Origin of the sequence: Psychrobacter sp. 72-O-c (assembly GCF_904846605.1) — a bacterium.
Lineage (GTDB): Bacteria > Pseudomonadota > Gammaproteobacteria > Pseudomonadales > Moraxellaceae > Psychrobacter.
Window position 1 is genome coordinate 34,613 of the sequence record NZ_CAJHBI010000006.1, and the last position, 14,290, is coordinate 48,902.

10 protein-coding genes are annotated in these 14,290 nt (G+C 44.3%); 2 read left to right on the forward strand and 8 right to left on the reverse strand.

Translation table 11 applies throughout. The annotated features are described in order from the left end of the window. Window positions 1-58: 58 nt before the first annotated feature. Entirely contained in the window at window positions 59-1,321 is a 1,263-nt protein-coding gene (gabT, locus tag JMX97_RS03100; RefSeq protein WP_201555316.1) for a 4-aminobutyrate--2-oxoglutarate transaminase, read from the forward strand. Between the two features lie 270 nt (window positions 1,322-1,591). Then, a complete protein-coding gene (locus tag JMX97_RS03105; RefSeq protein WP_201555318.1) occupies window positions 1,592-3,046 on the forward strand; it encodes an APC family permease in 1,455 nt (484 codons plus the stop codon). A 76-nt stretch (window positions 3,047-3,122) separates the two neighbouring features. Here the strand turns inward: JMX97_RS03105 and JMX97_RS03110 are convergent, their stop codons facing one another. The 8 genes from JMX97_RS03110 to carB form a co-directional block, all read right to left on the reverse strand. After that, the gene (locus JMX97_RS03110; protein ID WP_201555320.1) at window positions 3,123-4,502 is read right to left on the reverse strand and encodes an NAD-dependent succinate-semialdehyde dehydrogenase; all 1,380 of its coding nucleotides are present in this window, start codon (window positions 4,500-4,502) and stop codon (window positions 3,123-3,125) included. A 74-nt stretch (window positions 4,503-4,576) separates the two neighbouring features. Further along, on the reverse strand, window positions 4,577-4,843 hold the full coding sequence (locus JMX97_RS03115) for an agmatine deiminase family protein (RefSeq protein WP_320157773.1): 267 nt from the start codon (window positions 4,841-4,843) through the stop codon (window positions 4,577-4,579). A gap of 143 nt (window positions 4,844-4,986) precedes the next feature. Continuing rightward, on the reverse strand, window positions 4,987-6,309 hold the full coding sequence (locus JMX97_RS03120; protein ID WP_201555322.1) for a glycosyltransferase: 1,323 nt from the start codon (window positions 6,307-6,309) through the stop codon (window positions 4,987-4,989). A 119-nt stretch (window positions 6,310-6,428) separates the two neighbouring features. Beyond that, entirely contained in the window at window positions 6,429-7,301 is an 873-nt protein-coding gene (locus JMX97_RS03125; RefSeq protein ID WP_201555324.1) for a TIGR03915 family putative DNA repair protein, read from the reverse strand. Window positions 7,302-7,405: 104 nt separating this feature from the next. Continuing rightward, window positions 7,406-8,674, reverse strand: coding sequence for a putative DNA modification/repair radical SAM protein (locus JMX97_RS03130; protein ID WP_201555326.1), 1,269 nt, complete (start codon window positions 8,672-8,674; stop codon window positions 7,406-7,408). A gap of 265 nt (window positions 8,675-8,939) precedes the next feature. Next, entirely contained in the window at window positions 8,940-9,809 is an 870-nt protein-coding gene (locus JMX97_RS03135; protein WP_201555328.1) for a hypothetical protein, read from the reverse strand. 290 nt (window positions 9,810-10,099) lie between these two features. Beyond that, window positions 10,100-10,576 carry a transcription elongation factor GreA gene (greA, locus tag JMX97_RS03140; protein WP_201555330.1) on the reverse strand — a complete coding sequence of 159 codons (477 nt, stop codon included), beginning with the start codon at window positions 10,574-10,576 and terminating at the stop codon, window positions 10,100-10,102. Between the two features lie 279 nt (window positions 10,577-10,855). Further along, entirely contained in the window at window positions 10,856-14,134 is a 3,279-nt protein-coding gene (gene carB, locus JMX97_RS03145) for a carbamoyl-phosphate synthase large subunit (RefSeq protein ID WP_201555339.1), read from the reverse strand. Window positions 14,135-14,290 lie beyond the last annotated feature (156 nt).

A 14,290-nucleotide genomic window follows, 5' to 3' on the forward strand; every position in this document is an offset into this window, starting at 1 on the left:
TATCAACCGCTATTAACTAAATAGCGCTTACATTAAATATAAAGAAAAGGACATTCTTATGACTACTACCAACCAATCATTACTTGAGCGCCGTAAAGCTGTCCTACCCACTGGACTTGGTGTTGCCTTTCCTATCTTTGCAGCCAAAGCAAAGAACTCAGAGATTTGGGATGTTGAAGGCAATCGTTACGTTGACTTTGTCGGTGGTATCTCGGTACTGAACACCGGTCATAGCCATCCTAAAATTACCCAGCGCGTGCATGAGCAACTGGATAAGTTCACACATACTGCCGCGCAAATGATTAATTACGAATGCTATGTCGAGCTCGCTGAAAAGCTTTGTGCAGCCGTGCCTATTAGTGGTGACAAAAAAGCTTTCTTTTTAACCACTGGCGCTGAAGCGGTCGAAAACGCGGTAAAAATCTCTCGCGCAAAAACTGGCCGTCCGGGGGTTATCTCCTTTGTTGGTGGCTGGCATGGTCGTACCCTGATGTGTATGAGCTTGACTGGTAAGGTTATTCCGTACAAAAAAGATTTTGGTCCAATGCCAGGTCCTGTTTTTCATGCGCTATTTCCTGCTGAAGAGCTCAATGTTACTGAGGCGCAAGCGCTACATAGCCTTGATATGATCTTTCAGGCCTCAATTGATCCGAGCGAAGTAGCAGCGATGATTATTGAGCCGGTACAAGGCGAGGGCGGCTTCCATCAAGTTACGCCATCATTTGCCAAAGCGTTACGCGCTATCTGTGATGAGCACGGCATCGTGTTGATCTTTGATGAAGTGCAGTGTGGCTTTGCTAGAACCGGTACCTTATTCGCTACTGAACAACTGGGTGTTGAGCCCGACTTAATGACTAGCGCTAAAAGCTTGGCTGGTGGTTATCCGATATCTGCGGTTATTGGCCGTGCTGATATCATGAATGCACCGCAAATCGGTGGTCTAGGGGGTACTTATGCAGGTAACCCGTTAGCTTGCGTCGCAGCCTTAGCCGTAATAGAGGTAATTGAAGAAGAAAATCTACTTGAGCGCAGCATTGAGATTGGTGACAAAATTGAATCATTCTTAAAAGAATTAAACCTTAGTAGTATCGGTCACATCCGTCATAAAGGCGCAATGTTAGCTTTTGAATTGATCGATAGTGATGGCAAGCCAGATAGCGATGCCACGGCTAATTTAAAACAGAAATGTTTTGAGCAAGGTTTACTGTTAGCTTCTTGCGGTATGCATGGCAACGCGATTCGCGTCATGGTGCCACTCACTGTTGAAGATGAAGTACTGCAAGAGGGTCTGGATATTATTGGTGGCATATTGTCAGCTTAGTTTGAACAATAGTGATTGAAAAGCAATGGCAAGGCTACTCTTAGAGTATCCACTCTGAGTTTGTAACCAATAACGGCGCCTTGCATGACAAGGCGCCGTTGCTGTTTATAACATTCTTACATTAACATTGTTTAGATAAATTAAAAAAAATGATAAATAATTAAAGAAAATAGTATTATTAATGAACTAAGTTCATTTTACATAGGCTCAGCTCGCTAAATAAGTGTGAGTCTAACTCATCAAGGATGACACAAAGACAAGGAGTAAGTTATGTCTGGATTAAAAAAATCGCTTGGGGTGTTCGACATTATTGCCTTAGCGTTTGGCGCTATGGTCGGCTGGGGCTGGGTAGTTCTATCAAGTGGTTGGGTTGTCGCTGCTGGTACTTGGGGCGCTATAGTAGCGTTCTTAATCGGTGGTACCGCAGTAGTACTGATTGGAGTAACTTATGCTGAGCTGTGCTCATCTATGCCAGTTACCGGCGGTGAGCATACTTATACTCATCGAGCCTTGGGGGTTAATGTCTCCTTTATATGCTCATGGAGTATGCTGTTTGGTTACTTCTCAGTAGTCGCCTTTGAAGCAGTGGCATTACCAACGGTAGTTGAATACTTGATTCCTAACTTTAACCAAGGTTATCTTTGGAATGTCGCTGGCTGGGATGTCTATGCCACTTGGGCTGGTGTCGGTATGCTCGGTTCAATCTTAGTCACTTGGCTAAATATTCGCGGTATGCAAGTGAGTGCTTGGTTCCAAAAGATAGCAGTAGTAGGGATATTATTCGTCGGAATATTATTATTTATTGGTGCGGTACTGTTCAATCCTGAGACCTCCAATAGTGTACAGGCCCCAGCATTTATAGCTGGTATAGGCGGTATAATGGCGGTTATTGTCATGGTGCCCTTTATGTTTGTGGGCTTTGACGTTATTCCGCAAGCGGCTGAAGAGATCGACCTGACTCGGCCTAACATCGGTAAGTTTTTGATTGTCTCTCTTGTTATTGCAGTGCTATGGTATATAGGTGTTATTTGGAGCGTCGGTACTACGCTACCATTAGTACAAGCAGAAGCCTCTACTTTAGGAACAGCCGATGCGATGACCAACGCATGGCAAGGCAAATGGGCAGGTGTCTTATTGGTTATTGGTGGCGTGCTCGGTATTATGTCGAGTTGGAACGCCTTTTTGATTGGCGGTAGCCGTCTGCTATACGCCATGTCAAAAACCCATATGTTGCCAGCATTTTTGGGTAAATTGCATCCCAAACACAACACCCCAGTTAACGCTATTCTCCTTATTGGTGGTTTGGCAACGCTAGCGCCATTATTCGGTCGAAAAATGTTAGTTTGGATCGTGACGGCGGGCGGCTTTGGTATTGTCATTGCTTATACTTTAGTCGCTGTCTCATTCCTCGTACTGCGCTATCGTGAGCCTGAAATGGTACGCCCTTTTAGGATACCTAGCGGTAAGGTTGTAGGTCTAGTGACTATCGTACTCAGTCTTGGTCTGTTTGTCTTATACCTACCCGGTATGCCATCAGCACTCAGTGCGATTGAGTGGGGGATATTCTTGGGTTGGACAGTATTAGGTGTTGCCTTCTTTACTTATGAGTCATTTAAAAACCCAGGCAAGAGTAAAGTGGTTATGGATGAAGAATTACGAGAGCTCAAGGTCATCAATCAGCAGTGGTTAAAGGACAATCCGCCTAAAAAAAATAAAACCGTTTAGAATATCGATCAAAAAAAAGCCTAACGTTTTAACGTTAGGCTTTTTCTATTGCAGTGTGTAGATTAATGCATTTAATCTATGCGCTGGTTTTATTACGAATCAGTTTATAGTTGAGAAACTCCGTGATACCCAGTGTGCCAAGCTCGCGCCCAAATCCTGAACGTTTAACCCCGCCGAATGGGGTATTGGCTTCAGTACCAGAAGGCGCATTAATAGTAACCATACCCACTTCCAATTTGCTAGCAATATCTTCAGCCAAAGCTGGATCCTGAGTTTGGATAGAAGCGCCAAGGCCAAATGGGACATCGTTGGCTATTCGAATGGCATGTTCGACATCATGGGCTTTATAGATGACGGCAACAGGACCGAATAGCTCCTGACGATAGACCTCCATTGAGTCATCAACATCCGCTAGTACGACTGGTGCAAACCAAGCTCCAGGCTTATCCTTGATTATACCGCCTTCAACTAGAACCGTAGCGCCAGCCTGTATCGCACCATCTAACTGCTTTTGCAGATTAACGGCAGCGCTCTTTGATGACATCGGTCCAATAAAAGTATCTTCATTTAATGGATCGGATAAAGTCATAGCGCGGACCGTATCAGTAAAGCCTTGTACAAACTTATCATAGACGGCTTCAACGACAATTAAGCGCTTAGCAGCATTACAAGCTTGTCCTGTATTACCAAAACGACCTGTGATAGCGTCTGCTACTGCCTTCTCGATATCAGCATCTGCTGCGACAATAAAGGGATCTGAGCCACCAAGTTCCAAAACAACTTTTTTGAGGGCGCTGCCTGCCTCTTTGGCGACTGCTGCACCTGCGCGCTCAGAACCTGTTAATGAGATTCCTTGTATTCTATGATCTTGAATGATAGTAGCGGCTTGCTCATTAGTGGCAAAGATATTGTTGTACACGCCTTCAGGGATGCCTGCGTCTTTAAGAATATCGACAACAACTTCTGCAGTCTTAGGACACTGCGGGGCATGCTTTAAAATAATAGTGTTGCCTGCCATAAAGTTTGGTGCCGCAAAGCGCGCGATTTGATAATGCGGATAGTTCCACGGCATAATCCCTAGCAATGCGCCGACTGGAAGCTTCTCTACAGAGGCTGAGCCTTCGTCCACGTTGATTTGGTTGGGTGCCAGTAGCTGCTCTGCATTATCTGCATAGTAGCGATAGATCTCAGCGACCAGACCAAGCTCTCCTTTACCTTGGGCGACGGGTTTGCCCATTTCTGTAGCGATCATATCTGCCAGCTCATCTTGACGCTCAGTATAAATATCGGCAATTTTATGTAGTATTGCACTGCGCTCGCTAAGGGACACCTGACGCCAGTCTTGATAAGCATCATCCGCTTTTTTGATCGCCTGCTGAATATCTTGTTCATTCGCAGTAGGATAGGTGGCTTCAACTTCGCCAGTTGCTGGGTTGGTTACTTGATATTCGCTCATAAAAATTCCTTGGGTTCAAAGTCCGTTTTTGGTTATGTTTAAAAAGCTAATTGTAGAACACACAAATCTCGCTATTATGCGTTGATCGCTGGCTGCTGCTGGGTAATACAGTGAATATTGCCACCGCCAAATACGATCTCTTTAGTACGTACTCCAACTACCTGATGCCTAGGAAAGATATTTTCAAGCTGTTGAATAGCTAAGTCATCATTTATATCATCGTATTGCGGCACAATAATGCCGTCGTTACAAATTAAAAAGTTGGCATAAGAAGCGATACATAGGTCATCAGTCTGACGGGCTTTAGTGTGGTCAGAGGATTTTTTATCGAGGTTTGTCAGTCAAATAGTTCGACTAAAGACAAAATTGCTCATGAAAGGGAGAAAATTGTCACTGTCATTGAAGGTAAAATCATAATTCGCATTGACGATACCACTTACTTGCTCAACGAGGGCGACAGCTATGCCGTTAGTGCCTGTCTCTATCAGTCTTCCTTGCTCATTGTTTTTGGCACCGATTTTGAGATCCTCGTTAGCGCTGAAGGCTTTTTTTGGATATCCGGTTTAACAGGCTGTTTATTAGCTGCATCAGTAGATGGCTTGATAATGGGTTTCACCGTAGACTCAAGACGCTTTTTAAGCTTGCGTGACGAGTAGGTGTCTGACAATGCTTGCTCTTTTGCCAGCGACTCATCATACAACCCTTGATAGACCTCAAGGGTTTTTTTGATCATCTCGCGCATTGTAAATTCATTAGTCATTTCAGGCCGAGTGACGCTTTCTAGCTGATTTCTTACGGCTTTACATAACGCTTGAGCGTTGTATTTTCTGACCAATCCTTGCGGGTATAGCGGCTGTAGAATCTCACTAAATGCGGCTTGATCCCAACCAATTACCGGTGTGCCTAAATGGATCGCTTGCAGGGCATTAATGCCAATGGACTCAGGCTCATTAGCAAGTGCCATGACAATATTAGCCGCTGATAGCCATTCGCGCATGTCGTTACGTTTGTTCCCCACATAAGTAATGCGCTCAGCAAGATCAAGGGCGTTGGTACGCTGGCGAAAGTCTTCGTGAGCCACATCGCCATCTCTGTGATCCTCATCCATGATAATGGCATGAATATTAGGAAACTGTTCTTGCAAATTACCCAAAATATCAATCAGCCATTCTTGCCCATATTCATTACCGATAATAGTTGGAAATACCAGCCATTTCTTATGCTCAAGTTCAGGATATTCAGCAAAGGTGTGTCGCAGCCAATACACTGATGGGTTATGCCTATAAGGATAGCGGCGGGTATCAATACCGCGGTAGATACGTTTAATTACTTTATGGCCAATATCTTCTCGGCGTAGCCCTTTTTTTAGATAGTTGGTGACACTATCAGACACCGTAATAATAGTATCGACATCTAGAAGCGCTTGCGAGTATTTATTAATCGGATAAAAGCCATACATAGTCGCAACCAGTTTCGGTGGCCGTTTTACTCGTGCCCGGCGCAGTGCCAAATGCAATACCCACGCAGGCGTCCGCGAATGCACATGAATAACATCAGGATTATACTTCTCGATTAAATGTCGTAGGGGTGCAACTTGCAGTAGCGACAGCCAGGATTTTTTATTCATATGCAGCTGATGGTATAGATTGCCGTCGCGCTCTAGGCGTCTGACCAGATCATTATCATCATCAGCACTAGTGATGATGATGGAGGTATGCCCGTTCTTTACCAACGCGCGCCCAAGGTGGAAGATACCGCGTTCGGATTCATCATGCTTTAAAGACGATAATAAGCGCATCACGATCATAATCTTGGTGGTCACCATTTAACGATATCAAGGGGCTATTGTCAGGTAAAAGCCGGTAAAACTCAACCTTGAAGACGGATTAGACGTTACAAATAGTTATAAGGATGACGGTTGTAAAATTAACGCTTTTTTTGTAGATGCTCAGCATTAGGCAGGATTTGTTTTTCGCTTAAATACTTCCAGTATCGCTGCGGTAGATACTGTCTATGCAAACGCGGGTTTTTACGCTCTTTGATATTAACATTGGTAAAATAACCTTGCCAAAACTGCTGATAGCGCTGCTCATCCATACTGTGAATGCTGGCGGGATTGCGTAGTACAATATCATCGAGGTCAGTGATGGTTTGCAAGGCAGCAGGACGCGATGGCGTGCTTTGGCTTTTGTCGTAATAAATACCGTAGCCACGGCTAAGATCATAAATAGCCCAGTGCTGGTCCTGATAGCGCTGACGGAAGTGCTCTCCAATGAGCGGCAAAACATTAAAGTCAGGCTCAACGCGCGCAAAGTAAATATCATCAGTCGTATGTTCAAAGCGTACAAAGGCTTCCATCCGGTGTTTCTCTCGCCCAACAGACTTCACAGTTTGCGCTAATTCTAAGACATCTAGGTGACCCAAATCTTCCATAACCAGTCGATCAGGATAGTCGATAGCGTATTTTACCACGTGAAATAAGGTCGTACCGATATTGTCCTTTTCGGACAAAAAACCCCATAAAATTTGCCTCATACCAGAGCGCCCGATAAGCTTATTAAGCTTAACCAGTACCCTTTGCGCTTTGTCTGCCTCAGTTACAACGCTAATGGCATGATCTATTAATGAGGGTACGTAGCAGTCATGAGCCGTTAGCTGTAACGCTGTATTATGTTGCAGTTTATTGGCATAGACATAAAATACCGCGCTGAGCCACCCTTCAAAGCTCGGCTTATAGAGCACGATACTAGGCATTAAATGACCAATAGGGTAATTGGCGTTTTCAGTAAGTTGTAACATGACTCACCCTAAAATAGTTTTAAATATTCTCTATAGTCAGCATTAAATAAGAGGGGTACACACTTAACTTCGCATAGCAGGTAAAGGCGCAAAACAAGTCATGATTAAAACAATGCCAATTGACCACTGCGCTGATCTTTAAATTTAGTCTGCGTTTGAGCAAGCACGTACTGACGAAAGTTATCCCGAGTCAGGTGGGCAAGATGTTCGTTTTTACCCGTAGTAGCGATAAAATATTTAGCACGGTTTACTGCCGCACCCATCTTTTTCAAATGATATAAAGTCAGCTGATTAAACTTGCGCGCTTTCAATATTTTTTTCGCCGTTTTGGTACCGATTCCCGGAATACGTACGATCATCTCGTAAGAGGCCGTCTGAATATTAACAGGGAAATGCTCACGATGACGAATCGCCCATGCAAGCTTTGGGTCACAGTCTAAGTCCAAAAATGGCGATTCAGGTTCAAGGATTTCATGGGCGCCAAACCCATAAAAGCGCATTAACCAATCGGCTTGATATAATCGGTTCTCACGTACCATCGGTACTGGCGTACCAATGGCTGGCAAGCGGCTATCGGACAGCATCGGCACATAGCCTGAATAATAAACACGTTTGAGATCATACTGCTTATAAAAGTGACTCGATAGCTGAATCACTTGTAGATCCGTCTCGTTACTGGCACCTACGATCATCTGGCTGGTTTGGCCTGCTGGTACAAATTTGGGCACTTTTTTATGGGTTTTGCGGCTTTCACGGATAGTGATAATTTCTTCTTTTACGGTTTCCATCGGCGCTTTCAATTGTTCATGCGACTTTTCTGGCGCCAGTAAAGCAAGGCCAGATTTGGTGGGTATTTCAATATTGACGCTTAAGCGATCCGCATACAGTCCAGCCTCTAGTAATAACTCTTTCGAGGCACCAGGGATGGTTTTTAGATGAATGTAACCATTAAAGCGCTCACGGGTACGTAATATCTTTGCGACCTCGATCAGTCGCTCCATCGTATAATCGCCACTTTTAAAGATACCGGAGCTTAAAAATAAACCTTCGATATAGTTACGACGATAAAACTGCATGGTCAAATCAACCACTTCTTCGACACTAAATGCCGCGCGCGGTGTGTCATTGCTTTTTCTAGAAGTACAGTAAGCACAATCATAAATACAGTGATTGGTAAGTAGGATTTTAAGCAAACTGACACAGCGTCCATCTTCGGTATAGCTGTGACAAATGCCTGACTGTGACGCATCACCCAGACCGCCACCTTGGTTCTTACGAGTACCAGCGGAGGAGGAGCAAGAGACATCATACTTAGCGGCATCCGCTAAGATATTGAGTTTGCCTTGTAGTCGTTCATAATTGATCGTTGCCATAACTGGGAGTTTACCAATTAATTGATGAACGTTTATTTTAACAAATGTGTAGGTAAGTCATTGTAAATATAGAAGAATTAAGAAAACAATACGACAACGGTTGTCGTCTAGAGAAGGTTGTCAGAACGTCAGAATAAAAGACTTTAAGAGCAAAAAAATATTCTTGTCCACAAAAAAAGGCCTTGAATCATCAAGACCTTTTAAGAATTTAAATGTGTAAGATTCTTATGTATAAGAATCTTATAAAAAAAGCTGCACTGGTTATTTATTGGACTTTGGCGCGTATTACTACGGTCTGAGGTGCATTAGAAGGAAGGTTAACCAGGTTCCATTTCAATCCAGAGTAGCTCTCTTGAATCACGGCAGCGTTTCCAACTTGGCTGATCATCTGATAGCTGTCGCCACCAGTGGTAGCGAGCGTTGGTAGTGAGCTGTTTAAAGACAACAGCTTGACGCCGTTAGGTAAAGATACCATCGCGTTCAGATCATTCACCGGTTGAGCAGTGGTATTGGTATAGGTGGTGTGGTATTCGATGACATCACCCGGCGCGATATGATTGGCCGGAACGGCAATATCACGTCCAGCGCTGTTTTTCATAATTTTAGTATTGGCACTAACAATGTCAGGTGTACTAAAGGTTGGCGTCAGCTGTAAGGTTTCCAAAGACGTAACAGTGACTGCTTGATTAGTCGCTGCTTGAGTAATCACTGTCGGCGTATTGATAGTCGTGACAGGCAGCACTTGAGCTATCGTGTTCACAGGGGTAGTGACAACGCCCACTTGAGTCATTTGATTGGTCACCGGTATCGTATTGACTGGTAGCGAGGTGACGGTAGTCGACCCTTGATTTATGGTATAACGAGGTAGGTTTGTCACTTGGGTAACCGAAAATGGCATACCATTTTGCATGGAGATGCCAGTAGGCGTTGCCGTAATAGTGGCAACTTGACCATCAGAGTACTGCTCAACCACAGTGGTGCTACCGGTATTAGACTGGTTAATAGTAATTTCAGAGGCTGCATTCACTGTAGAAGCCGCCAACAACAAGCCAGTCAGAACGCTTGCCATGGCAGTGGTGTTGGATGTTTTTTTGACAATGGGAAGTGATACTGATTGATTACGTTTCATGGTCATAACAGACTCCTCTAAGATAATGATAAATAATGCATAGATAAGCAAAACCCCCGTCAAATGACAATGCAGACCATGTCAAATAACGAGGGAATCAAGTTTGATGACAGCTAACACTCCATCATCATTCACAAGACGCTTAACACTCTAAACTCAAGCGATTATGCGCCAAAACAAAACCAGTAGAAAAGCAGCATTGTGTAACTCATGAACTTTTGAGCTATGCATTGCGTTGTTGGGCAATTTATATTAATCAAATAGAACGCTTAAAGAAGCTATAACTCACCGTTAACCTATCCGTAAATCACTTCCATAACTTCATACTCGACCACGCCTCTTGGGGTTTCGATACGCGCTTCATCGCCTTTATATTTACCAATCAGACCACGGGCAATAGGTGAGTTAACAGAGATTTTACCACCTTTAAAATCCGCCTCGTCATCACCTACGATTTGATAGCGCTTTTCTTCTTCGGTATCCATGTTTTCAATGATCACGGTAACGCCAAACACTATCCGACCTTCTTTCGGTAAGGTGGCGATATCTATCACTTGGGCACCGCCAAGTTTGGCTTCGATGTCGCGGATACGCGCTTCACAAAATCCTTGCTGCTCGCGAGCAGCATGATATTCAGCGTTTTCTTTTAAGTCACCATGTTCACGCGCTTCAGCAATAGAGGCGGTGATGCGAGGGCGATCGATATTTTTTAACTGTTTTAACTCGGCTTCTAAGGCTGCATGTCCTTGCGGAGTCATAGGATAACGTTGCATATTTTTTCCTTAAACCAATAACATCACACCACCTCATAATGAGATGGTGTTGGCGTTATTATAATGGGTTTGAAATATAAAAAGGGTGGCGTTAAGCTTAAGTATTAAAAAGCATAGTCGCAGGTAAGCCACTATGCTTTTTGTATTTATTACTTTATTAAAAACATCGCTTTTTTCAAATATATCGCTTTTTAAATATAGTACTGTTATTTTAAAACGACTAACTAGTCTCTAGTAAGCTTTTCAGCAAGCCTTACGGTTATGCTTAATTTACTGAATTTATTCAGCCGCGTCAACTGTCTTTGCTTGCTCATGCAAATCTTGTAGTTTATAGACCTCAAATGGTAAGTCGATAGCATAAGATTTACAAACCGCGTCGGCTGCCCCTAAAGTAGTGACATAGAACACTTTACCTTGAAGAGCGCTACGGCGGATAGAGAATGAATCCTCTTGCGCTTGCTTGCCTTCGGTGGTATTGATGATTAAATCGATTTTACCGTTTTTTAAGGCATCAACAATATGTGGACGTCCTTCAGTGACTTTGTTAATTTGCTTACACTCAATACCGTTTTCAGCCAACACTTTTTGGGTACCAGTAGTCGCCACAATGTTAAAGCCAAAGTCTGCAAGCTGACGGGCGATAGGTGCAATTTGCGCTTTATCGCTATCACGAACTGAAATGAAGACAGTCTTGGTTTCGCCTTCGGTTGGCAAGCCAGGTAAGCGCTCATTACTACCGATAACGGCTTTGTAAAAAGCTTCGCCAAAGGTTTTACCCACACCCATCACTTCACCGGTTGATTTCATCTCAGGGCTCAAGATAGGATCGACACCAGGGAATTTAGCAAACGGGAAGACTGCTTCTTTTACTGCAAAGAATGAAGGGACGATTTCTGTCGTAAAACCCTGATCTTTTAATGAGGTGCCAGCCATACAGCGTGCGGCAACTTTTGCTAATGAAGTACCGATGCATTTAGAGACAAAAGGTACCGTACGGGCAGCACGTGGATTGACTTCTAAGATGTAAACCGTTTCGCCTTTGACTGCAAACTGGACGTTCATAAGTCCAATGACGCCGAGCTCTTTAGCCATAGCCACGGTTTGAGCGCGCATCACATCACATAATTCATCTGATAGCGAGTAGGGCGGTAGTGAGCAGGCTGAGTCACCAGAGTGGACGCCGGCTTGTTCGATATGCTGCATGATACCGCCAATCACCACATCGGTGCCGTCGCAGACACAATCAACATCGACTTCGATAGCATCATCTAAGAAGCGGTCGAGCAATACGGGCGCTTCGTTTGATGCTTGTACTGCTGTACGTAGGTAATGTCTTAGTTCATCTTCATTATAGACGATTTCCATGGCGCGACCACCGAGGACATATGACGGGCGGACAACCAATGGGTAGCCAACGTCTTTGGCTTTTACCAAACCATCCTCTAAACTAGTTGCTAAGGCATTGGTTGGTTGGATAAGATTCAACTGCTGTATCATATGCTGGAAGCGTTCACGGTCTTCAGCGCGGTCAATCGCATCAGGGCTAGTACCAATAATTTTTACGCCAGCAGATTCAAGCGCACGGGCCAGTTTCAACGGCGTTTGCCCACCGAACTGTACGATAACGCCATCGGGCTGCTCAATACGGACAATCTCGAGCACGTCTTCTAAGGTAATTGGCTCAAAATAGAGGCGGTCTGAGATGTCATAATCGGTTGAGACGGTTTCAGGGTTACAGTTGACCATGATAGTCTCGTAGCCATCTTCGCGCATTGCTAGCGCGGCGTGCACACAGCAATAGTCAAATTCAATACCTTGGCCGATACGGTTGGGACCGCCACCAATGACCATGATTTTTTTCTTGTCAGTCGGATTCGATTCACACTCGCTATCATAAGTAGAGTACATGTAGGCGGTGCTGGTCTCAAATTCTGCCGCACAAGTATCTACGCGCTTATAGACTGGATAAATGCCCAAGTCCCAACGTTTGGTACGCAGTTGCTTTTGTGATATACCCAGCAGTTTGGCCAAACGTAAGTCTGATAACCCTTTACGTTTAAAACTACGCAAGTTCTTCTCAGTTAAACCACCGAAGCCAAGCGCTTTGACAGTAGCTTCAGTTTTGACAATATCTTCAATCTGTACCAAGAACCACGGGTCGATATTGGTAAATTTAAAGACGTCATCAACGCTCATACCAATACGGAAAGCATCAGCGATATAAAAAATGCGTTCAGGAGTCGGAATGGTCAGACGATTGGTAATCTCAGAGCGTGCTTTATCAGCGCTAAGCGTGCCTTCCTTTATAGCAGCAAAGTCGATTTGCTCATCAAAACCATCTGCGCCTGTCTCTAAACCGCGTAGGGCTTTTTGCATCGACTCTTGAAAGTTACGGCCGATAGCCATTACTTCACCAACTGATTTCATTTGCGTTGATAAAATATTGTCCGCTTGTGGGAACTTTTCAAAGTTAAAGCGTGGAATCTTAGTGACCACATAATCAAGCGCAGGCTCAAAGCTAGCTGGGGTTTTGCCACCAGTAATGTCATTTTGCAATTCATCGAGCGTATAGCCGACGGCTAGTTTGGCTGCAATTTTGGCAATGGGGAAGCCAGTCGCTTTTGAAGCAAGCGCTGATGAGCGTGAGACCCGTGGGTTCATCTCGATAACGACCATACGACCGGTTTCAGGGTTGATACCGAATTGCACATTGGAGCCGCCCGTTTCAACTCCAATTTCACGCAATACTGCGAGCGAGGCGTTACGCATGATTTGGTATTCTTTATCAGTCAAGGTTTGTGCTGGCGCGACCGTTATTGAATCACCTGTATGGACGCCCATTGGATCAAAGTTTTCAATCGTACATACGATGATGCAATTGTCATTTTTATCACGAACGACCTCTGTCTCGTACTCTTTCCAACCAATCAAGGACTCATCAATGAGCAATTGATGGTTCGGCGATAAATCAAAACCGCGCTCACAAATCTCGATAAATTCATCGCGGTTGTAAGCGATACCACCGCCTGAACCGCCCATGGTAAATGACGGACGAATGATACACGGATAGCCCATTTTTTCTTGGGTTATGAATGCTTCTTCCATGGTTTCAGCGGTTTCAGCGCGTGGACATTCTAGGCCAATACGCTTCATGGCTTTATCAAATAAGTTGCGGTCTTCTGCCATCTCAATTGAATCTTTGGTCGCGCCAATCAGCTCACAATTATACTTGGTTAAGACACCATGCTTGTCTAATTCTAATGCGCAGTTCAGTGCCGTTTGCCCGCCCATCGTTGGCAAGATGGCATCAGGACGTTCTTTAGCAATGATTTGCTCAACCGTTTGCCAAGTAATCGGTTCAATATAAGTGGCATCAGCCATTGCTGGGTCAGTCATGATGGTTGCAGGGTTGGAGTTAACCAAAATGACGCGGTAGCCCTCTTCCTTCAGCGCTTTACACGCCTGTGCACCTGAGTAGTCAAATTCGCACGCTTGCCCGATGACGATAGGGCCTGCGCCAATGATAAGAATGCTTTTTATGTCGGTACGTTTTGGCATAATTAGGGCTACCTTCGTTTAAGTGATATTTTAATTGAGGTGTACGTTGACTTTTTATTTATTGCGACTTTAGGCGCACTGATTGCTCTTAGCGCCTTGTCTACTATTAATACTGGTATATTGCTAATAGTTGAGGTTGTTTGTCGCTGACTGCTT